Origin of the sequence: Aeromicrobium wangtongii, assembly GCF_024584515.1 — a bacterium.
Taxonomy (GTDB): domain Bacteria; phylum Actinomycetota; class Actinomycetes; order Propionibacteriales; family Nocardioidaceae; genus Aeromicrobium; species Aeromicrobium wangtongii.
Map to the genome: position 1 here is coordinate 1,085,295 of NZ_CP102173.1, position 26,607 is coordinate 1,111,901.

Here is a 26,607-nt window from a genome sequence, read left to right on the forward strand (position 1 = left end):
GCTGCCGCGGTGCCAGTGCAACTGCTCGTCGCTCAGCCGTTGAGCCAGACTGTCTCGTCCGGGTCCACCTGGCCTGCGGTGCCGGGGGTTCCGGTCCTGGCCAGGATCTGCGCGCCGGCCGGCAGGGGAAGCGGCGAGCCGCCCGGATTGGCCAGGACGGTCACCGCCCCCTCGTCCGACTCCACCCTGAAGGCCAGCACGTCGTGGGGCTGGTCGTCGAGCCACACGAGCCTGCCCCGTCCGAGCCGGTGCTTGCGGCGCAGGGCGAGCAGCTGGCGGTACAGCTCGAGCGTCGACCCGGGGACGTCGCGCTGCCGGTCGACGGCCAGATCGGCGTACTCGGGCGGCTGGGGGAGCCATGACCGCCCGCCGGGCCCGAACCCGTACGAGGGCGCGTCGCCCTCCCACGGGATCGGCACCCGGCACCCGTCACGTCCCTTCGACTTCCCGTCGGTCCGGGCGAACGTCGGGTCCTGCCGTGCCTCGTCCGGCAGCTGCGTCGCCTCGGGCAGACCCAGCTCCTCGCCTTGAAACAGGTAGGCGGACCCGGGCAGGGCCAGCATCACGGCGGTGGCCGCGCGCGCCCGCCGCAGGCCGAGGGCGGCGTCGGGCTGGGGATCGTCCGCGCCGATGCCCTCGATCCGCTGCAGCCCGGGTCGTTGCGGGTAGCCCAGCCGGGTCGCGTGCCGGACGACGTCGTGATTGGACAGCACCCAGGTCTGCGGTGCGCCGACGGCGTCCGCCTGGGCGAGTGAGTCGGTGATCGCCGCCCGCTGGTCGGCCGTCAGCCACGGGGTCATCAGGTACTCGAAGTTGAACGACTGGTGCAGCTCGTCGGCGCGGACGTACTGGGCCAGCGCGGGGCCGGGCAGCACCCACGCCTCGGCGCACAGGATGCGGTCGGCGTCCTGGCCCTCGATCGCGTAGGAGTCGGCCAGCCGGCGCCAGCTGCGGTAGATCTCGTGGACGCCGGGCTGGTCCCACATCGGAGCCAGCGCGGTCGCGTCGACGTTCGCGTCCAGCGTCAGGTCGGTGTCGGGCAGGTTCTCGTACTTGACCAGCCCGTGCGCGACGTCGATGCGGAATCCGTCCACGCCGCGGTCGAGCCAGAAGCGAAGGACGTCCTCCAGCTCGTCACGCACCTCGGGGTTGGTCCAGTCGAAGTCGGGCTGGGACCGGTCGAACATGTGCAGGTACCACTGCCCGGGGGAGCCGTCCGCCTCGGTGATGCGCGTCCACGCCGGACCGCCGAACATGCTGGTCCAGTTGTTCGGCGGCAGACGTCCGCCGTCCGAGCCGTCGCGGAACAGGTACCGCGCCCGCTCCGGGCTGCCCGGCGGGGACGCCAGTGCCGCCTGGAACCACGGGTGGTCGCTGGAGGAGTGGTTCGGGACGATGTCGACGATGACGCGCAGACCCAGCTCGTGGGCCCGGGCGGTCAGGGCGTCGAAGTCGGCCAGGGTCCCGAACAGCGGGTCGACGTCGCGGTAGTCGGCCACGTCGTAGCCGCCGTCACGCTGGGGGGACGTGTAGAAGGGCGAGAGCCACACCGCGTCGACGCCCAGGTACGTCAGGTGGGGGAGTCGCTGGGTGATGCCGGGCAGGTCGCCGATCCCGTCACCATCGGAGTCGGCCCACGAGCGGGGATAGATCTGGTAGATGACCGCATCGCGCCACCACTGCTGTCCTGGGCGCACCACATCGTCCCCTTCCGGGCGCCCGAAGTGCGCCGTCACGTCCAACGTACGCAGGGCCGCCACGGGCGTCCACGTGTGTATCGGCTGGCGCAGGCTAGATTTGATCCATGGCCCAACGCACACTCGTCCTGATCAAGCCCGATGCCGTCCGTCGTGGACTCGTGGGGCAGATCCTGTCCCGGTACGAGGAGAAGGGCCTGACGCTCGTCGCGATGGAGCAGCGCACGATCGACGCTGCCATGGCGGACGCCCACTACGCCGAGCACGTCGAGAAGCCCTGGTACCCGCCGCTGCGCGAGTTCGCGACGTCCGGACCGCTGGTGGCGCTCGTGCTCGAGGGTGACGAGGCGATCTCGGTCGTCCGCCGGCTGAACGGCGCGACCGACGGACGCCAGGCGGAGCCCGGCACGATCCGCGGCGACATGTCGCTGTCCAACCGCGAGAACATGGTCCACGCCTCGGACTCCGAGGAGTCGTCCGCCCGCGAGACCGCCCTCTGGTTCCCCGACCTTTGAGCCTTCGACCGATCTTTCTGCGTTTCGGTAGCCGCAGGTCATCCCGCTCGGGGACGGAACTTTCTGCGTTTGCGCTGCTCTGACGGCGTCAACGCCGAAAGATCGGTCCGCGGGCCGTCCCAGCCGAGGGCTCGGGCCATCCGCACCAGCTGATCGGCGACGGTGCGCTGCTCGCGGCGGGTCGCGTACGACGAGAAGATCAGCAGGCGGTCGCCACCGATGACGATCTCGTTGGCGCGGACGAGATCGGCGCTCCACCGCTCGACGGCGTGATGGGGGATGCCGTGCACCTCGGCCGACATGCCGAGCCCGTCCCACGACGCGTCGAGATAGTGCCGGCCGGTCGGTCCGCGCACGACGCGCTGACGGCTCGGACGGGGCAGCCCCGCGAACTGGCAGATCTCGCCGAAGTCGCGCTCCGGCAGCGACTGGACGCCGCCTGCGGCGTCGAGGATCGACTCCACGATCAGCGCACGGTGTCGGCACGGGCCACGCCGGGACAATGCCTCACGCAGGTGCCGGGTCGTGGTGAGCCCCTGCTGGACCCCGGCGATGACGATGGCCCGGGCGCGCCGCTCGTTCGACGTCCAGCTGGCGGCGTCGACCAGGCTCCGGGCGGTGCGGGTGCGCCGGGGGTCGTGCTGCGGGTGCACGTCGCGGTCGTCGAGCCGGGTGCTCCACCGCACCTCCAGCCCCGGCAGTGACGGTCGCCGGGCACCGGACGGGAGGACGATCTGCGGCCGTTCTGCCTCGAAGCCGTCGAATCCGTCCAGGCCGAGAGCGGTGAGCCCGCCCAACGCTGCACCCGGCGCGGCGGAGGCGAGGGCGACGGCCAGGTGCTGGTCGGGAGTGATGGGCCCGTTGTGGAGCAGGACGACGCCTCGGCAGGGCTTCTGCCACAGCCCGCGGTCCACGTTGTTGCGGACCTTGCCGAGCCCGAAGCGGGCCACCGCATCCGACATCCTGAGCACATCGTCCATCGCCCCACGGTGCGCGGGGCAGGACGCTGCCGCCGGCCGGAACGCGTGCCCTGTGGACGAGTCGCGCGGCCACCCATCCTGTGGGGGGACGGATCTTTCGGCCTTTGCGGTGCCGGGGCTACCGAAACGTCGAAATATCGGTCCCCGCGGGGATCAGGCGAAGGTCTCGGGGACCAGGCAGTGGACGACGTCGTGGAACTGTCCTCGGACCTCTTCGGGCAGCCAGATGACGTGATTGGACACCGAGGCCATGTCGACGTCATCGGTCAGCGTGACGACGTCGACGACCTGGCGCGGGTTGTCGCGGTCCCGCTCCTCCAGCTGCACCAGTGAGATCCGCATCGTCACGCCGAAGGGATTGGGGTTCACGACGCCGATGCCCCAGAAGTCGGCCGGGTCGTCGGTGGCCTTCTGCTCCAGGTCGATCATGACGGTCTTGACGTCCTGCTCGAGGGCCGGGTAGTCGATCTCCTCGACCGCGGCCAGCTCGACCTCGACGCCGCGGACCTGCCGGGCGCCCTGCCCGTCGAAGCGCAGCACGTCCACCAACGTCCCGCCGGCCGGGAGGACGGCACGGCCCAGGTGGGAGCCGTTCACGGTGATGACCGAGACGTGCGGCAGCTCGTGGCCGTACATGTTGCGCGGCGTCAGGCGCAGCGTCGGCTGCACGGAGACCTCGGTGTTGTTGGTGATCGTGAGGGTCTGGTCGAGGGACCCGTCCGTCGCGATCGGCGTGTACCGGACGGTGAACGGTGGGGGCTGGCGCTGACGTCGTCTCACGCCGCCGAGCCTAGCGGGCGCCGGCGGGACGGTTTTCGTGTGTGGGGACGCAACGCCTACCCTTGAAGGTATGCCTGTCGACTCGTTGTTCCCGCGCCTGGAGCCCCTTCTCCCGTCCGTCGGGAAGCCCATCCAGTACGTCGGTGGTGAGCTCAACGCCACCAGCAAGGACTGGGACGTGGCCGAGGTCCGCTGGGCGCTGATGTACCCCGACGCATACGAGGTCGGCCTGCCGAACCAGGGCGTCCAGATCCTGTACGAGGTCCTCAACGAGCGCGACTGGATCCTGGCCGAGCGCACCTACGCGGTCTTCTCCGACATGGAGAAGGTCATGCGCGCCAACGACATCCCGCAGTTCACCGTCGACGCGCACCGCCCGGTCCGCGCCTTCGACCTGATGGGCATCTCGTTCTCGACCGAGCTGGGCTACACCAACTTCCTGACCGCGATCGACCTGGCCGGCATGCCGTTGCACGCAGTCGACCGCGGCGACGACGACCCGATCGTGATCGCCGGCGGGCACTCGGCATTCAACCCCGAGCCCATCGCCGACTTCATCGACGCCGCCGTGCTCGGCGACGGCGAGGAGATCGTGCTGGCCATCAGCGCGGTCGTGCGCGAGTGGAAGGCCGAGGGACGCCCCGGCGGCCGCGACGAGGTGCTCCTGCGGCTGGCCAAGTCCGGCGGTGTCTACGTGCCGAAGTTCTACGACGTGAGCTACCTGCCCGACGGCGGCATCCAGAGCGTCGTGCCCAACCGTCCCGGCGTCCCGTGGCGCGTCGCCAAGCACACGCTGATGGACCTGGACGCCTGGCCGTACCCGAAGAATCCCCTCGTGCCGCTGGCCGAGACGGTCCACGAGCGGTTCAGCGTCGAGATCTTCCGCGGCTGCACGCGCGGCTGCCGGTTCTGCCAGGCCGGGATGATCACCCGCCCGGTGCGCGAGCGCTCGATCGAGGGCATCGGCCAGATGGTGCAGAACGGCCTGGAAAAGACCGGCTTCGAGGAGGTCGGCCTGCTGAGCCTGTCCAGTGCCGACCACACCGAGATCGGCGAGGTCGCCAAGCAGCTCGGTGACCGCTACGAGGGCACCAACACGTCGCTGTCGCTGCCGTCGACGCGCGTCGACGCCTTCAACATCACGCTGGCCAACGAGTTCAGCCGCAACGGCCGGCGCTCCGGCCTGACGTTCGCCCCCGAGGGCGGCAGCGACCGGCTGCGCAAGGTCATCAACAAGATGGTCTCCGAGGACGACCTGATCCAGACGGTCGCCGCGGCGTACTCGCACGGCTGGCGCCAGGTGAAGCTGTACTTCATGTGCGGTCTGCCCACCGAGACCGACGAGGACGTCATGCAGATCGGCGAGCTGGCCAAGCGCGTCATCCAGACCGGGCGCGAGGTCTCCGGCCGCCACGACATCCGGTGCACCGTGTCGATCGGCGGATTCGTGCCCAAGCCGCACACCCCGTTCCAGTGGGCCTCGCAGCTCGACCACGAGACGACCGACGACCGGCTGCAGAAGCTGCGCGACTTCGTCCGCGCCGACAAGCGCTACGGCAAGGCCATCGGCTTCCGCTACCACGACGGCAAGCCCGGAATCATCGAAGGACTCCTGTCCCGCGGTGACCGCCGCGTCGGCCGGGTCATCGAGGCGGTGTGGCGCGACGGAGGACGCTTCGACGGCTGGAGCGAGCACTTCTCGTACGAGCGCTGGGCCGACAAGACCGCCGAGGCGCTGGCCGACGAGCCGGTCGACCTGGACTGGTACACGACCCGCGAGCGCGAGTACGGCGAGGTGCTGCCCTGGGACCACCTGGACGCGGGCCTGGACCGTGACTGGCTGTGGGAGGACTGGCAGGACGCGATCGACCCGAACGGCGCGATCGAGGTCGAGGACTGCCGCTGGACGCCGTGCTTCGACTGCGGCGTCTGCCCGCAGATGGACACGGAGATCCAGATCGGCCCCACGGGCCGCAACCTGCTGCCGCTCAGCGTCGTCTGAGCCGGGCGGGACTGAGGTAGCCGGGCGCGGTCTGAGGTACCGCGCCCGGGACGAAGTTAGGGACCGCGCCCGATGTGGCGGCGGTGCCTCAGCGACGAGTGTCGGTGATGTCGAAGGAACTCCTCGAAAGGACCGACATCATGTACAACGACTTCACCGTCCAGCTGGAGCAGCAGCGCCGCGAGCACGAGCTCGCCGAAACCCTCGAACACCGCCGGGTCGCCGCCGAGCGAGCCGTCCAGCAACAGGGCAGCCGCCTCGGGCTCCTCGCCTTCTGGGCCAGGAGTGCTCGCGCCAACCGCGCCAACCGTGCCGCCGGCGGTCTTCCGGTCGGCCCGGTCAGGTCCTGATGGGGCTCAGGCCCGGTCCGGTGTCCTCGGTGCGCCGGCCAGCGTGTCCTCGAGCATGACCGGCCGGGCCACCACCGTCCCGAACACCGCGATGAGCCCACCCAGCACGATCAGCCCGATGAGGGAGGCGTCCCAGGAGCCGGTCAGGTCGTGCAGCGCGCCCACCCCGAACGGCCCGAGCCCTGCGATCAGGTAGCCGAAGCCCTGGGTCGCGACCGACAGGGCGGCGGTGCCGGCCGTCGTGCGGGTGCGCCGGGCGATCATCGTCAGGGTCCACGTGAACGCGCCGCCCCCCAGGCCCAGCAGCACCGCCCACAGCCACGGAACCGTCGAGGGCGCCAGCAGCACCCCCAGCCAGCCGGACACGGTCACCGCGGAGAACGCCCAGGGCAGGTACGGGCGGTCGCCGATGCGTCCGATCAGCCAGGGCAGCGCCAGCGTCAACGGAATCCCCACGCCGCTGATGACCCCCAGCAGGGTGCCGGCGTAGCCGTCCGAGACCCCGCTGTCGGTGAGCATCTCGGCGAACCAGCCGAACTGGGCGTAGGCGCCCGCGGACTGCGAGGTGAACAGCAGCACCATCGACCACGCCACCGGCGAGCGGGCGATGGCGCGCAGCGGCAACCGTTCGGTCGAGGGCGGCCCGGCATGCACATCGCGTCGCAGCATCAGGAGCCACGGAACCAGGGCGATCGCGGCCAGGGCGGCCCACAGACCGATGCCCGGTCGCCAGCCCCCGAAGGCGTCCGACAGGGGGACGGTCGCGATCGACGCCGTGGAGGCCCCCGCCATGAGGGCCGCCCCGTACAGCGAGCTGACCAGGGGGATGCGGTCGGGGAAGTGCGCCTTGACCAGCGGCGGGAGGATCACGTTGCCCACCGCGGCGCCGGCCAGCGCCACGACGCTGCACAGGATGAACACGGTCCCGTCGTGGACGACCGAGCGCACCACCAGTCCCACCAGGATCATCGCCAGCACGAGCGTCGCCGCGTGGTGCAGCCCCAGTCGGCGGACCGCGGCGGCCGATCCGACGCCGAAGACGGCGAAGCACACGACCGGCAGGGTCGTCAGGATGCCGCCGACGGTCGCGCTCATGCCCAGGTCGTCGCGCAGTTGCTCCAGGACCACGCCGACGCTGGCGACCGCGACCCGCAGGTTCGCCGCGAGCAGGACGATCGCGGCGCCGACCAGCAGGCGGCCGCCTGCGGAGGGCTGCGGGGGAGAGGTCGTCACCGGGCCCATTGTGCCGTTGTTCGCGCGGGTAACATCGACGGGTGACGACCCTCGAGGGAACCCCGAATCCCGAAGCACCGAACCCGCAGCTGCCGATCGTGCAGAAGCTGCGCATCCGTTACGCCAAGCGCGGTCGCCTCCGGTTCACCAGCCACCGCGACTTCGCCCGCGCGTTCGAGCGGGCGGTCCGCCGCGCCGGCATCCCGATCGGCTTCTCGTCGGGCTTCACCCCGCACCCCAAGATCTCGTACGCGAACGCCTCGCCCACCGGTGCGGCCAGCGAGGCGGAGTACCTGGAGATCGGCATGACCAGCCCGTGCGACGCCGACGAGGTCCGCCGGCTGCTCGACGAGGCCCTGCCCCCCGGCCTGGACATCGTCGACGTCGTGGTCGCGCGGCCGGGAGCGCTTGCGGACCGGCTGGAGGGCAGCGAGTGGCAGATCGTCCTGCCCGGTGTCACCGGCGAGCACGCGCAGTCCGCGGTCGACGGGTTCCTGTCCGCGGACGAGGTCCTGATCGAGCGGATGATGAAGAAAGGGCTCCGGACGCTCGACTGCCGCGCCGCGGTGCTGCGACTGTCTGCGCGTTCTGGCGAGACTCAGGCAGGGGCATGTGCGATACTGGACGTGGTCGTGCGACACGACACACCGTCGATACGACCAGACGACGTTCTTGCCGGACTCCGGTCCAGCGGGGGCCTCGAGCTCGAGCAGACGCCCATCGCGACTCGCTTGGCCCAAGGTCCTCTCGACCCGGAAGAAGGCTCGGTAGGCGATCCACTTGCCTTCGACCGCGACGCATCCTGATCGGATGCCGACCGCGGCGGCAGGTGTGGGAGTCGATGTGACAAACCGGAGCACGCCGTCACACCCAGGCGCGTGGCGCAGGGGTTGACCGAACTTAGAGGTCCGCACCGCCGGGCCGCATACGTGCCCCGGGCCGATCCAGATCGGCGCAGGGCGAAGGAGAGCGCATGCTCGACGACAACGAGACACAGAACGACAGCACCCCCGAAGCGCCGCGCACTCGTCGCAGGGCCGCCGGACGGCCTGCAGGCCCGCCGGCGGCGGTGAGCTTCGCGGCGCCGGTCGCCCCGCCGGCCAAGCGCGCGGCGAAGAAGGCCGCCGCCGAGCCGGCTGACGACGACGTCGTCGAGGTCCGGGTCAAGAAGGCCCCGGCCAAGCGTCCGGCCAAGAAGGCCGCCGCGAAGCCTGAGCCCGAGACGCTGCCGCTGGACCAGGACGAGGCGGACGAGCCCGAGGCAGAACACGCCCCGGCGCCCACGACGCCCGCCCCGGGGGCGACCGCTGCGATGTTCCAGGCCCCCGAGCCCGGTCTCGCCCCGGCCCGTCCCAAGCCCGTCGAGGTCGACGAGAGCAGCGTCGATGACGCCGATGACGGCGACAGCGACGACGAGGAGGACCCGGACGCGCCGCGTCGCCGCCGCCGCAGCCGTGGCGGCCGCCGCCGGCGCAAGGGCGAGACGGACACCGACACCGACGAGTCGTCCGAGGACGACAGCGACGAGACCGAGGACGACGGCAACGGCGGCACCCGCCGGCGCCGCCGCCGGGCCCGTGCCGGCGAGGGCGCCGACACGCAGCCCGATGACCCCGAGAACACCGTGGTGCGCGTCCGCAACGGCCGCAGCGCCGAGGACGAGATCACCGGCGTGCAGGGCTCGACGCGCCTCGAGGCCAAGAAGCAGCGCCGCCGCGAGGGCCGCGAGGCCGGCCGTCGCCGCGCCCCGATCGTGTCGGAGGCCGAGTTCCTGGCCCGCCGCGAGTCGGTCAAGCGCGAGATGGTCGTGCGTCAGCGCGACGACTACACGCAGATCGCCGTCATCGAGGACAACGTCCTGGTCGAGCACTACGTCGCCCGCGAGTCGCAGACCTCGATCATCGGCAACGTGTACCTGGGCAAGGTCCAGAACGTCCTGCCGAGCATGGAGGCCGCCTTCGTCGACATCGGCGCCGGGCGCAATGCCGTGCTCTACGCGGGTGAGGTCGACTGGACGACGCTCGGCAACGGCAAGGCCCGCAAGATCGAGGACGCGCTGTCGCCCGGCCAGACCATCTTGGTGCAGGTCAGCAAGGACCCGATCGGTCAGAAGGGTGCCCGTCTGACCAGCCAGGTCAGCCTCCCGGGCCGGTTCCTGGTGCTCGTCCCCGGCGGCCAGACCAGCGGCATCTCGCGCAAGCTCCCCGAGAACGAGCGCACCCGGCTCAAGACCCTCCTCAAGGAGGTCCTGCCCGAAAACACCGGCGTCATCGTGCGCACGGCCGCCGAGGGTGCCACCGAGGAGCAGCTGACGCGCGACGTCACCGCCCTGTCGGCGCGCTGGGAGGTCATCGAGGGCAAGGTGGCCGCCGGCAACGCCCCCGAGCTGCTGTACTCCGAGCCCGATCTGATGATCAAGGTCGTCCGTGACCTGTTCAACGAGGACTTCCACGGCCTGGTCGTCGAGGGCGATGACGCCTGGGACATGATCAAGGGCTACATCGACCACGTCGCCCCCGATCTGGCCGATCGGGTCAAGCGGTGGGACAACCCCGAGGTCGACGCCTTCACGTCGTACCGCCTCGACGAGCAGATCCACAAGGCGCTGGACCGCAAGGTCTTCCTGCCGTCGGGTGGCTCCCTGGTCATCGACCGCACCGAGGCCATGACCGTCGTCGACGTCAACACCGGCAAGTACACCGGCTCCGGAGGAAATCTGGAGGAGACGGTCACCAAGAACAACCTCGAGGCCGCGGAGGAGGTCGTCCGTCAGCTGCGGCTGCGCGACATCGGCGGCATCATCGTGGTCGACTTCATCGACATGGTGCTGGAGAGCAACCGCGACCTGGTGCTGCGACGCCTCGTCGAGTGCCTCGGCCGTGACCGCACCCGTCACCAGGTGGCAGAGGTCACCTCGCTGGGTCTGGTGCAGATGACCCGCAAGCGCATCGGCACCGGCCTGCTGGAGTCGTTCAGCCACGAGTGCGAGCACTGCCACGGTCGCGGCGTCGTCATCCAGGACGTCCCGGTCGAGCCCAAGCGCGACGAGCCCCGACGCGGATCGCGCGGCGGCCGCGGAGGCAACGGCGGCGGTGGACGTGGCACCAGCGGCAGCAACAACAACGGCGGCGGCAACCGTGGTGGCGGCCCGAAGCCGGAGGAGCCCAAGGCCGATCAGCCGAAGGCCGAGCAGCCGGCGGTCGAGCAGCCTGCTGTCGAGCAGCCCAAGGCGGAGGTTCCCAAGCCCGAGGTCCCGAAGCCTGCTGCCGTCGAGCAGTCGAAGCAGACGGAGCCGACGTCGCAGGACGCCCCGGTCGCGGCACCCGTCGCCCCGGCCGCCGAGGCGCCTGCCCCTGAACCGGCCGCGCAGCCCGAGGCCTCAGCACCCGCTGAGAAGCCCGCAACGACCCGACGGACCACGCGCAAGCGTGGCTCCGCCACCAAGCCCGCCGGTCCTCCGGCGCCCCCCGAGTCGCGCCCTTTAGACGGTGGTGGCAACGGGGGAGATGACCCCGTTTTGACCAGCGAGGGTCAGGCTCCGTAAACTAGTCCTTCGGTGCGCTGTGCGCCCCGTTCTTGTGCCGTCCTACAGGTCTTGTGGGTCGCGCCCCCAGATGTGAAATGAGTGAGGATTCCGTGGTGTACGCAATCGTGCGCAGTGGCGGCAACCAGCAGAAGGTTGCTGTCGGCGACGTCATCGAGATCGACAAGGTCACCCAGGCCGAAGGTGAGTCTCTCTCCCTTCCCGCCGTGCTGTTCGTTGACGGCGAGAAGGTGACGGCCGACGCCGACTCCCTGGCCAAGATCACCGTCACGGCTGAGGTTCTCGGCCTGACGAAGGGTCCCAAGATCGTGATCCAGAAGTACAAGAACAAGACCGGCTACAAGAAGCGTCAGGGTCACCGTCAGAAGTACACCCAGGTGAAGATCACCGGGATCAAGTAGAGGACTGAGACATGGCACACAAAAAGGGCGCAGCGTCCACCAAGAACGGCCGCGACTCCAATGCACAACGACTGGGTGTGAAGCGCTTCGGCGGTCAGCTCGTCAACGCCGGCGAGATCATCGTCCGTCAGCGTGGCACCCACTTCCACCCCGGCACCAACGTCGGTCGTGGCGGCGATGACACGCTCTTCGCGCTGTCCGCCGGTTCGGTCGAGTTCGGCCGTCGTCGTGGACGCAAGGTCGTCAACATCGTCCCGGCCGACCTCGTCGTCGCCAGCCCGGCCGAGTAGCAACACCCGAACACTGCACTACCCGATTCACTTCACGAATCAGCTCAGTTTCACGAAGGGGCCGTCCGCTGGTGCGGGCTGGCCCCTTCGTCCCTTTATGGACAACCTTTGTTTGCGGCCCAGGGCCGCTACCAGAGTTCACGGCCCCTCGGGGGCCCAGCACGAGAGGACCGGCCGGTGGCTGTCCCCAGCTTCGTCGACAAGGTGACGCTTCACGTCGCGGGAGGATCCGGTGGCGACGGCGTCGCATCGGTGCATCGCGAGAAGTTCAAGCCGCTCGGTGGTCCCGACGGCGGTAACGGCGGCAACGGCGGCAGTGTGATTCTTGCCGTCGGTGCCGATGTCACCACCCTGATCGACTACCACCACGAGCCGCATCGCCGCGGCACCAACGGCGCCCCCGGTGCCGGCAGCAACCGCAGCGGCAGCAATGGCGAGGACCTCGTCCTGCGCGTCCCCGACGGCACCGTCGTGCGGGACGAGTCCGGTGAGGTGCTGGCCGACCTGATCGGGCCCGGCACCGAGCTGGTCATCGCCGCCGGCGGCCGTGGCGGCCTCGGCAACGCCGCGCTCGCATCGTCCAAGCGCAAGGCCCCGGGCTTCGCCCTCAAGGGCGAGCCGGGCGACGAGCGCACGATCACCCTCGAGCTCAAGGTCGTCGCCGACATCGGTCTGATCGGCTTCCCGAGCGCGGGCAAGTCCAGCCTGATCGCCTCGCTGTCGCGCGCGCGTCCCAAGATCGCGGACTACCCGTTCACGACGCTCGCGCCCAACCTGGGCGTCGTCACGGCCGGCTCGACGACGTTCACGGTCGCCGACGTCCCCGGACTGATCGAGGGCGCCAGCGAAGGACGTGGCCTCGGCCACGACTTCCTGCGTCACGTCGAGCGCTGCGCCGCACTGGTGCACGTCATCGACTGCGCGACCGTCGACCCGGGCCGCGACCCGCTGACCGACCTCGACGTCATCGAGGCCGAGCTCAAGGCGTACTCCGAGGCCACCGGCAGCGACCTGCTGGACCGTCCGCGGCTCGTGGCGCTGAACAAGACCGACGTCCCCGATGCCAAGCAGATCGCCGAGTTCGTCCGTCCCGAGCTCGAGGAGCGGGGTCTGGACGTCTACGAGGTGTCGGCCGCGAGCCACGCCGGCCTGCGCGAGCTGTCGTTCGCGATGGCCGAGATCGTCGCATCGCGTCGCGCGGCGACGCCGGTCGCCGAGGTCACCCGCATCGTGCTGCGCCCCAAGGCCGAAGCCGGTGTCGGTCGTGAGTTCACGATCACCCAGGTCAACGGCCAGTGGGTCGTGCGCGGTGAGAAGCCCAGGCGCTGGGTGCGTCAGACCGACTTCAGCAATGACGAGGCCGTCGGCTTCCTCGCCGACCGGCTCAACCGGCTGGGTGTCGAGGACGAGCTGCTCAAGCTGGGTGCCGCCGCTGGCGACGACGTCGTCATCGGCGACGAGGCCGATGCGGTCGTGTTCGACTTCGACCCGCAGATCACCGCCGGTGCCGAGGTACTCGGACGCCGCGGCGAGGACCTGCGCATCGATCAGTCCGATCGCCGCACCAATGTGCAGCGCCGCGAGGAGCTCGCCGCCCGCAGGGCGTTCGAGGCCGAGCAGCGTGAGGCGCGGTCGCAGACCCGCGAGCCCGACTGGAGCTTCCCCGAGGACGATCCGGCGCTGGACGGAGACCTGGGCGACGAGGACAAGATCTAAGTGACTCGCATCGTCGTCAAGGTCGGCTCGTCGTCGCTCAGCTCGGCGAGCGGCGGCCTCGACGGCGAGCGGGTCGACGCACTGGTCGATGCGCTCGCCGCAGCGCGTGAGCGGGGCGACGAGATCGTGCTGGTCAGCTCCGGCGCCATCGCCGCCGGGCTGGCGCCGTTGGGCCTGACCCGTCGACCCCGCGACCTCGCGACCCAGCAGGCGGCGGCCAGCGTCGGCCAGGGCGCGCTGATCGCCCGGTACGCGGAGCGGTTCTCCAGTCACGGCCTCGTGGTGGGCCAGGTGCTGCTGACCGCCGATGACGTGACCCGGCGCAGTCACTACCGCAATGCCTTCCAGACCTTCGCCCGGCTGCTCGAGTTCGGTGTGGTGCCGATCGTCAACGAGAACGACACCGTGGCCACCAGCGAGATCCGCTTCGGCGACAACGACCGGCTCGCGGCGCTGGTGTCGCACCTGGTCCACGCCGACCGCCTCGTGCTGCTGTCGGACGTCGACGGGCTGTACAGCGGAGATCCCCGGCTGCCGGACTCGCACGTCATCAGCGACGTCCGCGGCGAGGACGACCTGGCAGCCCTCGACATCGCGCGGCCCAGCGCGTCCGCGATCGGCACCGGCGGCATGGTCACGAAGGTCGAGGCCGCGCGGATCGCGACCGGCGCCGGCATCCCGGTGCTGCTGACCTCGGCGGCCCACGCCGCCGCTGCGCTCGAGGACGGTCCGGTCGGCACCCGGTTCCACGCCACCGGCCGCCGGCGCCCGACCCGGTTGCTGTGGCTGGCGCACGCGAGCCACACCCAGGGACGGGTGAGCCTGGACGCGGGCGCCGTGCGTGCCGTGGGGCTGCGCAAGGCCTCGCTGCTGCCCGCCGGCATCACCGCGGTGAGCGGGACGTTCTCGGCGGGGGACCCGATCGACATGGTCGGTCCCGATGGCGTCGTGATCGCCCGCGGCATCATCAACTACGACAGTGCCGAGCTGCCCGAGCTGATGGGCCGCTCCACGCACGAGCTCGCCGCCGAGCTGGGCGCGGAGTACGAGCGCGAGGTCGTCCACCGCGACGACCTGATCCTGGTCTGACCGGCGACCCCGGCCGCGACGGGCAGCGGCCTAGGATTGTCCTCATGAAGGACCAGGTCCACTCCGCTGCCCGCCGCGCCCGCATCGCCGCCGCCACCCTCGCCGCCACGAAGCGGGTCGACAAGGACGCCGCGCTGCACGCGATGGCCGACGCGCTCGTCGACCGCACCGCGTCGATCCTGGCGGCCAATGCGCTCGACGTCGAGACGGCCACGGCCGCGGGCACGGGCGAGAACGTGATCGACCGCCTGCGCCTGGACGCCGACCGGGTGGCCGCGTTCGCGCAGGGCATCCGTGACGTGGCCGCCCTGCCCGACCCCGTCGGTGAGATCGTCCGCGGCTCGACCCTGCCCAACGGCCTGCGCATGCAGCAGGTGCGCGTCCCCATGGGCGTCATCGGGATGATCTACGAGGGACGCCCCAATGTCACCGCCGACGCCGCCGCGATCTGTCTCAAGGCCGGCAGCGCGGTCCTGCTGCGTGGCTCGTCGTCCGCAGCCCGGTCGAACGCCGCGATCATCGACATCATGCGCGACGCCGTCGCCGTGACGGGGCTGCCGGCGGACGTGATCCAGCAGATCTCCGCCGACGACAGGTCCTCGTCGACCCACCTGATGCAGGCGCGGGGGCTGGTCGACCTGGTGATCCCGCGCGGGGGAGCCGGGCTGATCCAGGCCGTCGTCGAGCAGTCGACCGTCCCGGTGATCGAGACCGGCATCGGCAACTGCCACGTCTACGTCGATGCCGACGCCGATCTGGACATGGCCCTGGCGATCGTCATGAACGCCAAGACGCAGCGCACCAGCGTGTGCAACGCCGCCGAGTCGCTGCTGGTGCACAAGGCCGTCGCGGACGCCTTCGTGCCGCGCGTGGTCCGCGCGCTGCAGGACGCCGGCGTCACGGTGCACGGCGATCCCGCGTTCTGCGACGCCGATGCGGACGTCGTGGCAGCGACCGATGACGACTACGCCACGGAGTACCTGTCGCTGGACATCTCGGCGCGGGTCGTGGAGTCCATCGACGAGGCGATCGCCCACGTGCGCACGTTCTCCTCGGGGCACACCGAGGCGATCGTCACCTCGTCGCTGGCGGCCGCGCAGCGATTCACCGCAGGCGTCGACTCGGCCGCGGTCATGGTCAACGCCTCCACCCGGTTCACCGACGGGGCCGAGCTGGGCTTCGGCGCGGAGATCGGCATCTCCACGCAGAAGCTGCACGCCCGCGGCCCGATGGGCCTGGCGGAGATGACCACGACGACGTATGTCGTCACCGGCGACGGTCACGTGCGCTGACGCCTCGCCGGCCGTCAGACCGCACTGATAACCTGTGGCCATGCATTCGTTTCTCGTCGCCGCCGAAGAGTCCGAGCACCAGCTGCGTGACATCGGAATCGATCCCTTCGGGGTGGGCGCGATCGCGCTGGTCATCCTGATCGTCCTCGTCCTCGGACTGCTGGCCTTCGGCAAGGGCCGCGAGCACTCCTGACGCCCGTGAGCCGCCGCCGCGTCGGGATCATGGGCGGCACCTTCGACCCGATCCACCACGGTCACCTGGTCGCCGCGAGCGAGGTCCAGGCATGGTTCGACCTCGACGAGGTCGTGTTCGTGCCCACCGGCCAGCCATGGCAGAAGGCTGACCGCGACGTGTCGCCGGCCGAGGACCGTTATCTGATGACGGTGATCGCGACCGCCGCGAACCCGCGGTTCAACGTCAGCCGGGTCGACATCGACCGCGGCGGCCCGACGTACACGATCGACACCCTGCGCGATCTGACCGCCCTGCACCCCGGCGCCGATCTGTACTTCATCACCGGCGCCGACGCGATCGCCGCGCTGCTGACCTGGCGCAATCACGAGGAGCTGTTCGGGCTGGCCCACTTCGTCGGGGTCACCCGGCCCGGCCACGAGATGGATGACACGACGCTCAAGGGACTGCCGGAGGATCGCATCACGATCGTCGAGATCCCGGCCCTGGCCATCTCGTCGACCGACTGCCGACAGCGCGTCGCCCGCGACGAGCCGGTCTGGTACCTCGTCCCGGACGGCGTCGTCCAGTACATCGGCAAGCACGATCTCTATCGCCTGCCACCCACCACCGAGGACCCGTCCTCATGAACAGCTTGGACCTGCCATGACCGCCACCGATCGCGCCGTCGAGCTGACCCGCGCAGCGGCCGAGGCCGCCAGCGACAAGCTCGCCCAGGACATCGTCGCCTACGACGTCTCCGAACAGCTCGCACTGACCGATGTCTTCCTGCTCTGCTCGGCCTCCAACCCGCGGCAGGTCAAGGCGGTGCAGGACGCCGTCGAGGAACGCATGATCGAGCTCGGCGTCAAGGCCGTGCGCCGTGAGGGCGAGCGGGAGGGCCGCTGGGTCCTGCTGGACTTCCAGGACATCGTCGTGCACGTGCAGCACCAGGAGGAGCGCGTCTTCTACGCGCTGGAGCGGCTCTGGAGCGACTGCCCGGTCGTCGCGCTCCCGTGACCCGGCAGGTCGTCCTGTGGCGGCACGGGAGGACGAGCTGGAACGTCGCCGGCCGGGTCCAGGGGCAGAGCGACATCCCGTTGGACGAGATCGGTCACGAGCAGGCCAGATCGGCGGCCCTGCGGCTGGCGGCCCTGCGGCCCGACCGCATCATCAGCTCCGACCTGCAGCGCGCGTGTGACACCGCCGCGTACCTCGGCGCGGCCACGGGTGTCGAGGTGGAGCTGGACGAGCGTTTTCGCGAGCTGAACTTCGGCGCCCGCGAGGGCCTGACGTGGCGCGAGTCCTGGGACCAGATGCCCGAGGGCATGCAGGCCTGGGTCGACGGTGACGAGACCAAGATTCCCGGCAGCGAGACCCACCAGCAGGCCGGCGAGCGGTTCTCCGCGGGTCTGCGGGCGGCGCTGCCGTCGGTGCCCAAGGACGGGATCCTGGTCGTGGTCGCGCACGGTGCGGTGCTGCGCACCGGCATCTGCGCCTTCCTGGGCATCCCGCAGGCCCACTGGGGCACCTTCGGTGCGCTCAACAACTGCGCGTGGTCGGTGCTGGAGGAGACTCCGTGGCGTCCGGACACGCAGTGGCGGCTGACCGAATGGAACGCCGGGACGCTCCCGGAGCCGGTCCTGTCCGACGAGGAGTGACCCGGTTTGGGGAACCGATCGGGCACCCGGTAAGGTTGGCGACGCCTTCACAGGGGGCGCAGAACAACAAAACAGCGGGGCATTGGCGCAGTTGGTAGCGCGCTTCCATGGCATGGAAGAGGTCAGGAGTTCGAATCTCCTATGCTCCACCCGTAGCAGGAAATGAAGGCCCGATCACGATGTGATCGGGCCTTCGTCGTTCTCGTTGGTAGCGTGTGCCCGTGCCACGCCCGACCCTGCGATCCTGCTTCATCGCGGTGGCCGTGGCGATCGTCGGGCTGCACCTGGCTGCCGTGACCTTGGCGGCCCTCCCGCCCAACCGCTACTCGGACGCGGCCCGCGGCCAGACGGCGTACCTGAATCCGTACTTCACCCAGAACTGGCGGCTGTTCGCGCCGAGCCCGATCGCAGAGGACCGCAGCCTGCGCTTCCAGGGTGCGTACCTGGACGCCGACGGCCGGCCGGCACGCACCCCGTGGGTGGACTGGACCGCGGTGGAGCTCGACCTGGTGCGGCACAGGGTGGTCGGCGGCCGGGCCGGCTACGTCACCAACAAGCTGGTTCCGTCGTTGCGCTCGAGGACGTCGGCGATGGACACCGGCCAGCAGCTCGTGGTCACCGGGGCGCCGCAGGCGGACCCGCCGAGCTGGGATGCGCTGACCCGCGCGCTGCGGAGCGCCGGCACGCCGGCGGCGTCCCTGCGTGGCTTCCTGCGATACGAACGGGCGGCGACACAGCTGGGCACCGATGTGCTGCAGTCACGGTTCCCGCAGCTGGACCTGACCGCGGTGCGGTACTCGGTGCGCCGGCAGGGGGTCGTGCCCTATGCGGCCCGCGGCGGGTCGCAGGCCGAGCGTGATGCCGCCCGGCCCGCCACCACGGACGACGTCGGCGGATGGCGGCGTCCCACGCCCGGCTCGTCCGCCGAGCGCACGGCCGTGCGCGGCTTCGACCGGAGGCACCGGTGATCGCGCGCGCGATGGGCTGGCTCACCGACGAGAAGCACTCGACCTACGGCCTCTCGGTCACCCGGATGATCCTGGGATTCATCGTCGCGAGCCAGCTGATCGTCAACTGGCCCGATCGCCACTACACGTGGGGCGACGGCTCACGCTGGACCGACGAGGTGCTGTCCAGCCGCGGCTGGCCGTCGTTCCTGGGGATGTTCACGCAGCTCGGGGGAGTGGCCTTCGACCTGGCCTATCTCGCGACGATCGGGTTCGGCGTCCTGATGATGCTGGGCCTGTACACGCGGGCGTCCTCGTTCATGACGCTGCTTTTGTGGGTCTCGTTGTACGTCAGCAACCCGTTCGTCGGATCGGGCGGCGACGCCATCTTGCGCATGGTGCTGCTGTACATGTGCCTGACGGACTCCGGTCGTCACTGGTCGCTGGACGCCCGGCGGCGCAGTCGCCGCGAGCAGGTGCGCCTTTCGACAGGCTCAAGGGCCGGCGTCGTCCCGGCGTGGATGAGCAACACGCTGCACAACCTGGGCATCATCCTGATCGTGCACCAGGTCGTGATGGTGTACCTCGGATCGTCGTTCTGGAAGGTGCAGAGCCCGGTCTGGAAGGACGGGACGGCGGTCTACTACCCGCTGCAGACCGATGCGTACTCGCCGTGGCACGACGTGCTCCAGCCGCTGTACGCCAATGCGACCCTGATCGCCGGTGCCACGTACGCCGCGGTGCTCGTCCAGATGTTCTTCCCGGTGCTCCTGCTCTACCGCCCCACCCGGTTCCTGGCCCTGATCGCCGTGACCGGGATGCACCTGGGGATCGGGCTGCTGATGGGCATCATGTACTTCTCCCTGGTGATGATCGCGGTCGACATGATCCTGGTCAGCGACGGGTCCTGGGAGCGTGCGCAGGCATGGCTCCGCGCCCGCCGGCGGGGCGTCGTTGCCGATCCGCCGCCCACGACCACGCGTGATCTGCGCCACATATCGTCGTAACGAGCGTCACAAACCGAGAGTATGTAAACTCCAGTTGCATCACGTGGGCGCAGCCCACGCGGGTCCGACACTCCCAGTGCGCAGCACCGGAACCCAGCCAAGGAGCACCCACAGATGAAGAAGCTTGCCAGGAACACCTTGGCGCTCGGAACGGCGACGCTGATCGTCACCGCCGGACTCTCGTTCTCCGCCAACGGCGCTGAAGAGCGATACACATACAAGTCATACGCAGAGGCCCAGTACATCTCGGCCAGTGGCGCGCTGCTCGGATCTGCCCTGGTCGATCCGCTCGCTGACTTCCTCGAAGGCGGCGGGCTGGGCGCGGACACGAAGTCCGCCGGTGCCGTGGCAAAGGTTGACTCAGCGGCAGGTACGCCGGAGGTCGTGGGTCCCAACTACACCTCGAGCCCGATCGACTTCCTCAACCAGCTGACCGGTCCGGCTGGTGACCTCCTGGGTGCTGGCTCCGTCGGAGCGGTCGGTTCGTACGCGAAGTCTGACAAGCGGGATTCGACGGCTGCCTCGGGCGCCGTGACCAACGACGGACTGGTCGACCTGGACACGGCTTCAGCCAGCAGCTACGGACACGCCAAGCTCCAGCTGGCCGGCCCGGGCTCCCCGCTTGCACCCCTCGCGGCGCTCGCCAACGTCACGCTTGACCTGGGAGCGCTCGGCTCCGAGACGTCGAACGTCAACGGCACCCCGGTTCACCGTACGGAGATCGCTGGCGGACAGCTCGTCCTCGACGTTCCTGCGCTCGGTCAGGTCCTCGATCCTATCCTCGGACTGACATCCGGACTAGGCAGCATCGGCCTTGTCGGCGGCGTCCCGGAGACGGTCGATGCTCTGTCGACCCTCACCGGCAAGGGGGTGAAGATCGACCTCAAGGCGGGCAAGATCACGGTCGACATCGACGCCCTGCTGATCAGTACGACCGGCAAGAACCTCAACGGCCAGCCGGCCAACACGCCGCTCCTACCTGTGATCATCGACGGTGTCGTCAAGCAGTTGCCGGAACTCACGACTGGCTTGAGCAAGAACCTCCTCCCCACCCTTCGTGACAACCTGACGATCGGTGGCGTCCCGCTCAAGGATCTGCTGGCACCGGTCGTCGCACTCGTCCAGCCGATCCTCGACGCTGCCGTGACCCCGTTGCTCGCCGATCTGGCCAGTTCGATCGCCGATCCGATCACGCAACTGTTCGATGCCCTGACACCGCTTGTCGACCTTCGGATCAACGTCCAGGAGAAGGACGCTGGCAGCTATCGGGAGTCGATCGCTGCGCGCCTGCCCACGTCAGCTGGCGTGCTCTCCACAACGGCAGTGCGCGTGGCTTTGCTGAACACATCTGGAGCGCCGGCGTTGGCGGTCAACCTCGGCAACTCGCTCGTAGGCCCCAGCAGCCGCACCGCGGTGACGCCGACGCCGTCACCGACCAACTCGGACGCCGCGGCCGGCGACGCGGACTCGCCCAGCAGTGACAACGACTCGGACTCCGATGGCTCCGACGCCGATGGTGCAGCGGCCGGCGACGGCTCCGACTCGATCGCCGACGCCGATGCGCAGGCCGATGCCGACGTGACGACGACGCTGCCCTCCACGGGCGCATCGAACCTGCTCCCGTTCTGGCTGCTGGGCATCGCCCTGCTGCTGTTCGGTGGCGCCGTGCTCGTCAATGAGAAGCGTCGCCTGAGCGCGTCGATCTGACCGATCTGACACGACTGCCGGTGGCCCGTAGGGGGTTGCCGGCAGTCGTGCGTCCCGGTCCCGTCACTTCCAGGAGGGTCAGCGTGCCGACTTCGCCCCAGCAGGACGAGTCCGCGCGCCCGCGGCACCGCTGGGTCGTCGAGGTGCTGCTGGCGCTCGTCGCGGTGCACTCGGTGATCCTGGCGCTGTGGCTGGCGCCGGCGGGCCCTCTCCGGGACGCCGTAGGGGGCAACAGGCTGGCCAGCTACGTCGACCCGTACTTCCAGCAGGGCAGGGACGTCGTCGGGGTCGGCAGGCACCAGGTGGACGACTCGTTCAGTGTCCGCGCGTTCGTGGTGCCGGACGATGGCGGCAAGGGCACGGCGACCGAGTGGGTCGACCTCACGCAGCTGGACGCCCGCGCCACCCGGCACGACGTGACGGCGCAGCGGGCTCGCCTGGTCGCCCGCCGGCTGGCGACCAATCTGAACCTGGCCATGCTCGACCTGAACGACGCGCAACGCCGCATCATCGGCGACCTGACTGCGGAGGACCTGCCCAGCGGCATCCGGATCTCGCTGGAGAAGTCCGGCGGCGACCCGGCCGCCGTGCGCGTGTTCCAGGCCTACCACCAGATGGCGACCCAGTTCGCCTCGCTCTACGCGCAGGCGCAGTGGGACGGACGGGTCGACCGCGTGCAGTTCAGGACGGGACGGCGCACCGTACCGCCGGTCGCAGGCGAGGCCTCACCGGACGACGTCGACGCCGCGATGGTCTCCTACGGGTGGAGGCCCACGTTCCGCGGCTCGCTCGAGGCCCGCGAGGCCTTTGACTCCTTCGTGACGAAATGATGTCGGTCATGGCGTCAGGGCTCGTCCGGAGCGTGCAGGAGGTCCGAGGACACATCGATGACTGGGCCGTCGGCGACAAGCACGCCCTCCGTGCGGCGGCGGCCTGCCGGATCGGGACGGGCCTGGCCGTGCTGGGCCTGCTGCTGTCGAACTTCTCGACCCGCGACCTTTGGGTCGGGCAGGGCTCGGTCTGGGCCGAGCCGGCCCGGGCGATCAGCCGGTTCCCCGAGCTGGCCCTGCTGGACGGGGTCAGCCCGGACATCCTGACGCTGGTCTACGTCGTCACGATGCTGGCCGCGCTGGCCTTCGCCCTGGGCTGGCACGCCAAGGCGGCCAATGTCGTCACGTTCGTCGGCTTCATCGCGATCGTTGGGCAGAACCCGGTCGTCGGGGCACCGGGGGACCACCTGATCCGCCTGACCCTGCTGTGGATGCTGTTGATGCGCTCGGCCGACCACTGGTCGCTGGACGCGCTGCGCCAGACCAGCCGGCTGGCCGCCGGGAAGCGGGCCGCGCGCGAGGAGGACGCCCTTCCCGTCTGGCTGTCGACCGGCCTGCACAACGTGGGTCTGCTCGCGCTGGGCGCCCAGATGGTCCTGAGCTCGATGGCCGCCGGCCTGGACAAGGTCGCCGAGCGCCCGTGGCAGCAGGGGACCGCGCTGTACTCGACGATGCAGCTGCCGGAGTTCCGTCCGTTCCCGGCGCTGTCGGACCTGCTGAGCCACAGCACCGTCCTGCTGGCCCTGCTGACGTACGGGGTGCTGCTGTCGCAGCTGTTCTTCGGTCCGCTGCTGTTCAACCCGTGGACGCGCCGGGTCCTCATCGTCGTGGTGGGCGGCGTCAACCTGGTGCTGGCGCTGGTGTTCGCGCAGCCGTGGAGCGCGCTCAGCACGATCGCGGTGGCGCTGCTGTTCGTGTCCGACGAAACGTGGGAACGCGTCGAGCACTGGTCCATCGAGCGGGGCTACGACGTGCTCGACCTGTCCGATGCGGTGCGCTACAACGTGGTGCTGCCGGCCGTCGACTGGGTGAGGTTCACGCTCGTGCGCCGCTGAGGCCGCGCCCGACCGGTCAGGACGTCTGCGCGGCCACGCGCCGCCCGGCCAGGATGAGCACGACCACCGGAATGGTCAGGACGGCCGCTGCCACGTTGAGGGTGCCGAACCCGCTCAACGCGACGACCAGGCCCGCCAGCAGGCCGCCCAGCGCGCCCGCGATGTTCATCGCGAGGTCGGAGAAGCCCTGGACGAGCGGGCGGTCCTGGACGGCCAGCGAAGCGGTCAGCGCGGATGCGCCGGCGATCACCGAGGCGGACCAGCCGATCCCCAGCAGGGTCAGCCCGATGGTGATCTGCACCTGCGACCCGCCGGAGGTGCCGGCGACGGCTGCCGCGACCACCAGGATCGACTGGCCGAGCAGGATCGTCCGGTCCTGCCCCCAGGTGTCGCTGAGCCAGCCCATGAGCGGGGAGAGCGCGAACATCCCGGCGATGTGCAGGCTGATGGTCAGGCCGATGATCTTCAGCGATGCGCCGTGGTCCTCCATGTGGACGGGGGTGAGGGCCATGACGGCGACCATCACGGCATGCGACGACGCGACGACCCACACCGCCGTGAGCGTGCGTCCCCGCAGGTGGGGGAGTGCCGCGCGGACGCCCTGCTGGGGCTTCGGCGCCCCCGCCGCGCGCACCAGCGGATCGGGACGCAGCAGCACGAACGTCAGCACGCCGGCAACGGCGAAGCCGACCGCCGAGAACAGCATGGGGCCGGCCAGGTCGGGCAGGCCGACGGCATCGGCGACGTCCGCACCCGGGCCGGTCAGGTTCGGGCCGATCACGGCGCCGATCGTCGTCGACCACACGACGATCGACAGCGACCGGCCGATGTGTGCCGGTTCTGCCCGGTCCGTCGCCGCGAACCGGGACTGCAGGTTCGCAGCGGTGCTCCCGCCGAACAGCAGCAGGCCCAGCAGGGCCAGCGGCAGCAGCTCGGTGGCGGCGGCCCACACCGTCACGGCGGCACCGGCGGCCCCGGCCAGCCAGCCGGTCGTCAACGCCGGGCGTCGTCCGCTCCGTGCCGCGAGCGATGACAGCGGGATCGTGAACGCGGCGGCGCCCAGCGTCAGCATCACCACGGCCATGCCGGACCACGCCGACGACCCGGTGATGTCCTTGAGCAGCAGTCCGCTGACCGCCAGCCCCGACCCGTTGCCCAACCCACCCACAACCTGCACCAGCACCAGAACAGCCACAATCCGCCGCTGGACCGGGTCAGTAGGAGGTCGTACTGAGGAGCTCACCCCGGCAATCTAGCGCTGCCCAGTCCGTCGACCGTCACCATAGGCCGAGCGAGCGCAGCGAGCGAAGGCAGCCGCCCGGGCGAAGCCCGGCCGCGACGAAGTCGCGGGGACGACGAAGTCGTGCGGCCTACCAGATGCTGACGCGCTGCTCCTCGTCCAGCCACAGCCCGTCCTCGGGCGTGACGTCGAAGGCCGCGTAGAAGGCGTCGATGTTGCGCACGACCTGGTTGCAGCGGAACTCCGGGGGTGAGTGCGGATCGACTGCCAGGCGGCGCAGCGTCTCGGCCGGACGCACCTTGGACTGCCAGGCCTGGGCCCAGGAGATGAAGAACCGCTGGTCGGGGGTGAGCCCGTCGATCGGCTCGTCGGAGGGCTGGGTGAGTCGGAAGGCCTGGTATGCGATGCCCAGGCCACCGAGGTCGCCGATGTTCTCGCCGATCGTCAATGAGCCGTTGACGTGCTTGCCCTCTGCGCCGGCGGGGGACAGCTCGTCGTACTGTGCGATGAGGGCTGACGTCAGCTTCTCGAAGGCGGCCCGGTCGTCGTCGGTCCACCAGTTGCTCAGGGCTCCGGTGCCGTCGTACTGCGATCCCTGGTCGTCGAAGCCGTGCCCGATCTCGTGTCCGATGACGGCGCCGATGGCCCCGTAGTTGACCGCGTCGTCGGCATCGGCGTGGAAGAACGGGGGCTGCAGGATCGCGGCCGGGAAGACGATCTCGTTCATCGTCGGGTTGTAGTAGGCGTTGACGGTCTGCGGCGTCATGTACCACTCGTCCCGGTCGATCGGCGAGCCGATCTTGGCCAGCTCGCGATCGGTCTCGACGGCGATGGAGCGGCGCAGGTTGCCGAGCAGGTCGTCCGGCGCGGTCTCCAGCGCCGAGTAGTCCTTGAACTGGTCGGGGTGACCGATCTTGGGGTTGAACGAGTCGAGCTTGTCGTGCGCGCGCTTCTTGGTCTCGGCACTCATCCACGGCAACGCGGTGATGCTCTGGCGGTAGGCCTCGAGCAGATTGGTGATCAGCTCGGTCATCCGCTCCTTGGACGCGGGCGGGAACTCGCTGCGGACGTAGATCTTGCCCACCGCCTCGCCCATCGCGCCCTGGACGAAGCCGACGCCCCGCTTCCAGCGGGGACGCAGCTCGTCGGTGCCGCTGAGCGTCCGGCCGTAGAACTCGAAGTTGGCGGCGACGAAGTCCGACGACAGATAGGCAGCCGCGCTGTGGACGACCTGCCAGCGCAGCCAGTCCTTCCAGGCCGCCAGCTCGTCGGCGGAGTCCTGCGCCGCGGCGAGCAGCGTCTGCAGCCCCTCGAGGAAGGAGGGCTGGGAGACGACGACCTCGGCGAGGACGGCAGGCGGGACCTTCGCGCCGGCCGACCACGAGGCCCAGTCGAAGGACGGAGCCAGCGACTGGAGCCCGCCGGTGTCCAGCAGGTTGTAGGTCTTCTGGGCGTCACGGCACGCGACCCGGTCCCAGTGGAATGCCGCGATGCGCGTCTCGAGGTCCATGATGCGGGCGGCGCGCCCGGCGGCGTCGTCGAGACCGGCCAGGCCCAGCACGGTGGTGATGTGGGTGACGTAGGCGGCGCGGATGTCGCCGTACTCGTCCTCGCGGTAGTACGACTCGTCGGGCAGGCCGATGCCGCCCTGACCGAGGTGCGCGATGTACCGGTCGGGCTGGCCGCGGTCGGGGGCGATGTACATGCCGAAGACGCTGCCGACGCCTTGGCGGTCGAGCACGCCGAGCGTCGTGACGAACCCGGGGACATCCGTGATCGCGTCGACCTGGGCGAGCTCGCCGGCCAGCGGTGAGGCGCCGAGCGCCTCGATGCGCTCCTCGTCCATGAAGCTGGCGTACAGATCGCCGATCTTGCGCTGCTCGTCGTCCTGGGGCGACTCGGCGGCGGTCTCGATGATGCTGCGGACCTTGGCCTCGGCCTCGTCGGCCAGGTCCACGAAGGATCCGGCCGTGGCGCGGTCGGGCTTGATCTCGGCGGTCTCGAGCCAGCGCCCGTTGACGTGCCGGAACAGGTCGTCCTGGACGCGGACGGCGGGATCGAACTGGAACATGTCTATGCCGTGGCTCACGCCGACAGGC

The 26,607-nt window shown here is 70.1% G+C and carries 25 protein-coding genes and 1 tRNA gene; 20 read left to right on the forward strand and 6 right to left on the reverse strand.

The features are described 5' to 3' along the window. Positions 1–32 precede the first annotated feature (32 nt). Positions 33–1,697: a glycoside hydrolase family 13 protein gene (locus NQV15_RS05500; protein WP_404801326.1), complete on the reverse strand. Its 1,665-nt coding sequence runs from the start codon at positions 1,695–1,697 to the stop codon at positions 33–35. A gap of 107 nt (positions 1,698–1,804) precedes the next feature. Between NQV15_RS05500 and ndk the strand changes: the two genes are divergently transcribed. Beyond that, the gene (ndk, locus tag NQV15_RS05505) at positions 1,805–2,212 is read left to right on the forward strand and encodes a nucleoside-diphosphate kinase (RefSeq protein WP_232398618.1); all 408 of its coding nucleotides are present in this window, start codon (positions 1,805–1,807) and stop codon (positions 2,210–2,212) included. A 38-nt stretch (positions 2,213–2,250) separates the two neighbouring features. Here the strand turns inward: ndk and NQV15_RS05510 are convergent, their stop codons facing one another. Together NQV15_RS05510 and NQV15_RS05515 are read right to left on the reverse strand one after the other, a co-directional pair. Continuing rightward, complete coding sequence (locus NQV15_RS05510; RefSeq protein ID WP_232398621.1) at positions 2,251–3,192, reverse strand: hypothetical protein; 942 nt, start codon at positions 3,190–3,192, stop codon at positions 2,251–2,253. A gap of 153 nt (positions 3,193–3,345) precedes the next feature. Then, the gene (locus tag NQV15_RS05515; RefSeq protein WP_232398623.1) at positions 3,346–3,972 is read right to left on the reverse strand and encodes a hypothetical protein; all 627 of its coding nucleotides are present in this window, start codon (positions 3,970–3,972) and stop codon (positions 3,346–3,348) included. 70 nt (positions 3,973–4,042) lie between these two features. On the opposite strand from NQV15_RS05515, the gene NQV15_RS05520 reads away from it, so the two are divergent. Then, positions 4,043–5,974: a TIGR03960 family B12-binding radical SAM protein gene (locus NQV15_RS05520; RefSeq protein ID WP_232398624.1), complete on the forward strand. Its 1,932-nt coding sequence runs from the start codon at positions 4,043–4,045 to the stop codon at positions 5,972–5,974. Positions 5,975–6,081: 107 nt separating this feature from the next. Beyond that, positions 6,082–6,324 carry a hypothetical protein gene (locus tag NQV15_RS05525; protein ID WP_232398626.1) on the forward strand — a complete coding sequence of 81 codons (243 nt, stop codon included), beginning with the start codon at positions 6,082–6,084 and terminating at the stop codon, positions 6,322–6,324. Between the two features lie 6 nt (positions 6,325–6,330). On the opposite strand, the gene NQV15_RS05530 is transcribed toward NQV15_RS05525, so the two are convergent. After that, a complete protein-coding gene (locus tag NQV15_RS05530) occupies positions 6,331–7,557 on the reverse strand; it encodes an MFS transporter (RefSeq protein WP_232398628.1) in 1,227 nt (408 codons plus the stop codon). A 41-nt stretch (positions 7,558–7,598) separates the two neighbouring features. On the opposite strand from NQV15_RS05530, the gene NQV15_RS05535 reads away from it, so the two are divergent. The 17 genes from NQV15_RS05535 to NQV15_RS05615 all read left to right on the forward strand — a co-directional run bounded on the left by NQV15_RS05535 (position 7,599) and on the right by NQV15_RS05615 (position 23,268). Further along, complete coding sequence (locus NQV15_RS05535) at positions 7,599–8,363, forward strand: TIGR03936 family radical SAM-associated protein (protein ID WP_232398630.1); 765 nt, start codon at positions 7,599–7,601, stop codon at positions 8,361–8,363. Positions 8,364–8,530: 167 nt separating this feature from the next. Further along, positions 8,531–11,101, forward strand: a complete 2,571-nt coding sequence (locus NQV15_RS05540; RefSeq protein ID WP_232398632.1) for an Rne/Rng family ribonuclease — start codon at positions 8,531–8,533, stop codon at positions 11,099–11,101. Positions 11,102–11,196: 95 nt separating this feature from the next. Continuing rightward, on the forward strand, positions 11,197–11,502 hold the full coding sequence (gene rplU, locus NQV15_RS05545) for a 50S ribosomal protein L21 (RefSeq protein ID WP_232398634.1): 306 nt from the start codon (positions 11,197–11,199) through the stop codon (positions 11,500–11,502). Positions 11,503–11,513: 11 nt separating this feature from the next. After that, positions 11,514–11,792: a 50S ribosomal protein L27 gene (gene rpmA, locus NQV15_RS05550; protein WP_232398636.1), complete on the forward strand. Its 279-nt coding sequence runs from the start codon at positions 11,514–11,516 to the stop codon at positions 11,790–11,792. 177 nt (positions 11,793–11,969) lie between these two features. Next, on the forward strand, positions 11,970–13,508 hold the full coding sequence (obgE, locus tag NQV15_RS05555; protein ID WP_232398638.1) for a GTPase ObgE: 1,539 nt from the start codon (positions 11,970–11,972) through the stop codon (positions 13,506–13,508). Beyond that, positions 13,509–14,597 (forward strand): glutamate 5-kinase, encoded by a 1,089-nt coding sequence (gene proB, locus NQV15_RS05560; RefSeq protein ID WP_232398640.1) that lies wholly within the window; start codon positions 13,509–13,511, stop codon positions 14,595–14,597. It abuts the gene before it with no gap. A 44-nt stretch (positions 14,598–14,641) separates the two neighbouring features. Continuing rightward, positions 14,642–15,889, forward strand: a complete 1,248-nt coding sequence (locus NQV15_RS05565; protein ID WP_232398641.1) for a glutamate-5-semialdehyde dehydrogenase — start codon at positions 14,642–14,644, stop codon at positions 15,887–15,889. A gap of 40 nt (positions 15,890–15,929) precedes the next feature. Continuing rightward, positions 15,930–16,082 (forward strand): hypothetical protein, encoded by a 153-nt coding sequence (locus NQV15_RS05570; protein ID WP_232398643.1) that lies wholly within the window; start codon positions 15,930–15,932, stop codon positions 16,080–16,082. Continuing rightward, the gene (nadD, locus tag NQV15_RS05575; protein WP_255669810.1) at positions 16,079–16,711 is read left to right on the forward strand and encodes a nicotinate-nucleotide adenylyltransferase; all 633 of its coding nucleotides are present in this window, start codon (positions 16,079–16,081) and stop codon (positions 16,709–16,711) included. Before NQV15_RS05570 ends, nadD begins: the two co-directional genes overlap by 4 nt. Before the next feature lie 16 nt (positions 16,712–16,727). Next, positions 16,728–17,081, forward strand: a complete 354-nt coding sequence (gene rsfS / locus NQV15_RS05580; protein WP_232398645.1) for a ribosome silencing factor — start codon at positions 16,728–16,730, stop codon at positions 17,079–17,081. Continuing rightward, positions 17,078–17,722, forward strand: a complete 645-nt coding sequence (locus NQV15_RS05585) for a histidine phosphatase family protein (RefSeq protein ID WP_232398647.1) — start codon at positions 17,078–17,080, stop codon at positions 17,720–17,722. The genes rsfS and NQV15_RS05585 overlap by 4 nt, the downstream gene beginning before the upstream one ends. Positions 17,723–17,798: 76 nt before the next feature. Next, positions 17,799–17,871, forward strand: a tRNA-Ala gene (locus NQV15_RS05590). 72 nt (positions 17,872–17,943) lie between these two features. Beyond that, on the forward strand, positions 17,944–18,690 hold the full coding sequence (locus NQV15_RS05595; protein WP_232398649.1) for a DUF5819 family protein: 747 nt from the start codon (positions 17,944–17,946) through the stop codon (positions 18,688–18,690). Beyond that, positions 18,687–19,676, forward strand: coding sequence for an HTTM domain-containing protein (locus NQV15_RS05600; protein WP_232398651.1), 990 nt, complete (start codon positions 18,687–18,689; stop codon positions 19,674–19,676). Before NQV15_RS05595 ends, NQV15_RS05600 begins: the two co-directional genes overlap by 4 nt. A 114-nt stretch (positions 19,677–19,790) precedes the next feature. Beyond that, positions 19,791–21,383, forward strand: a complete 1,593-nt coding sequence (locus tag NQV15_RS05605; protein ID WP_232398653.1) for a choice-of-anchor G family protein — start codon at positions 19,791–19,793, stop codon at positions 21,381–21,383. An 83-nt stretch (positions 21,384–21,466) separates the two neighbouring features. Next, positions 21,467–22,213, forward strand: coding sequence for a DUF5819 family protein (locus NQV15_RS05610; RefSeq protein WP_232398655.1), 747 nt, complete (start codon positions 21,467–21,469; stop codon positions 22,211–22,213). An 8-nt stretch (positions 22,214–22,221) separates the two neighbouring features. After that, positions 22,222–23,268, forward strand: a complete 1,047-nt coding sequence (locus NQV15_RS05615) for an HTTM domain-containing protein (protein WP_232398657.1) — start codon at positions 22,222–22,224, stop codon at positions 23,266–23,268. 16 nt (positions 23,269–23,284) lie between these two features. Here NQV15_RS05615 and NQV15_RS05620 read toward each other — a convergent pair whose 3' ends face one another. Together NQV15_RS05620 and NQV15_RS05625 are read right to left on the reverse strand one after the other, a co-directional pair. After that, entirely contained in the window at positions 23,285–24,451 is a 1,167-nt protein-coding gene (locus tag NQV15_RS05620; RefSeq protein ID WP_257125098.1) for an MFS transporter, read from the reverse strand. 187 nt (positions 24,452–24,638) lie between these two features. After that, positions 24,639–26,579: a M13 family metallopeptidase gene (locus NQV15_RS05625; protein ID WP_232399795.1), complete on the reverse strand. Its 1,941-nt coding sequence runs from the start codon at positions 26,577–26,579 to the stop codon at positions 24,639–24,641. Between the last annotated feature and the right edge of the window lie 28 nt (positions 26,580–26,607).

Excerpts from the sequence above, each read along its gene's own strand:
- ndk (WP_232398618.1), top strand. The coding sequence starts at position 1,805 with ATGGCCCAACGCACACTCGTCCTGATCAAGCCCGATGCCGTCCGTCGT.
- NQV15_RS05510 (WP_232398621.1), bottom strand. The coding sequence starts at position 3,192 with ATGGACGATGTGCTCAGGATGTCGGATGCGGTGGCCCGCTTCGGGCTC.
- NQV15_RS05520 (WP_232398624.1), top strand. The coding sequence starts at position 4,043 with ATGCCTGTCGACTCGTTGTTCCCGCGCCTGGAGCCCCTTCTCCCGTCC.
- NQV15_RS05525 (WP_232398626.1), top strand. The coding sequence starts at position 6,082 with ATGTCGAAGGAACTCCTCGAAAGGACCGACATCATGTACAACGACTTC.
- NQV15_RS05540 (WP_232398632.1), top strand. The coding sequence starts at position 8,531 with ATGCTCGACGACAACGAGACACAGAACGACAGCACCCCCGAAGCGCCG.
- rpmA (WP_232398636.1), top strand. The coding sequence starts at position 11,514 with ATGGCACACAAAAAGGGCGCAGCGTCCACCAAGAACGGCCGCGACTCC.
- NQV15_RS05565 (WP_232398641.1), top strand. The coding sequence starts at position 14,642 with ATGAAGGACCAGGTCCACTCCGCTGCCCGCCGCGCCCGCATCGCCGCC.
- NQV15_RS05570 (WP_232398643.1), top strand. The coding sequence starts at position 15,930 with ATGCATTCGTTTCTCGTCGCCGCCGAAGAGTCCGAGCACCAGCTGCGT.
- rsfS (WP_232398645.1), top strand. The coding sequence starts at position 16,728 with ATGACCGCCACCGATCGCGCCGTCGAGCTGACCCGCGCAGCGGCCGAG.
- NQV15_RS05605 (WP_232398653.1), top strand. The coding sequence starts at position 19,791 with ATGAAGAAGCTTGCCAGGAACACCTTGGCGCTCGGAACGGCGACGCTG.
- NQV15_RS05615 (WP_232398657.1), top strand. The coding sequence starts at position 22,222 with ATGGCGTCAGGGCTCGTCCGGAGCGTGCAGGAGGTCCGAGGACACATC.
- NQV15_RS05625 (WP_232399795.1), bottom strand. The coding sequence starts at position 26,579 with ATGTTCCAGTTCGATCCCGCCGTCCGCGTCCAGGACGACCTGTTCCGG.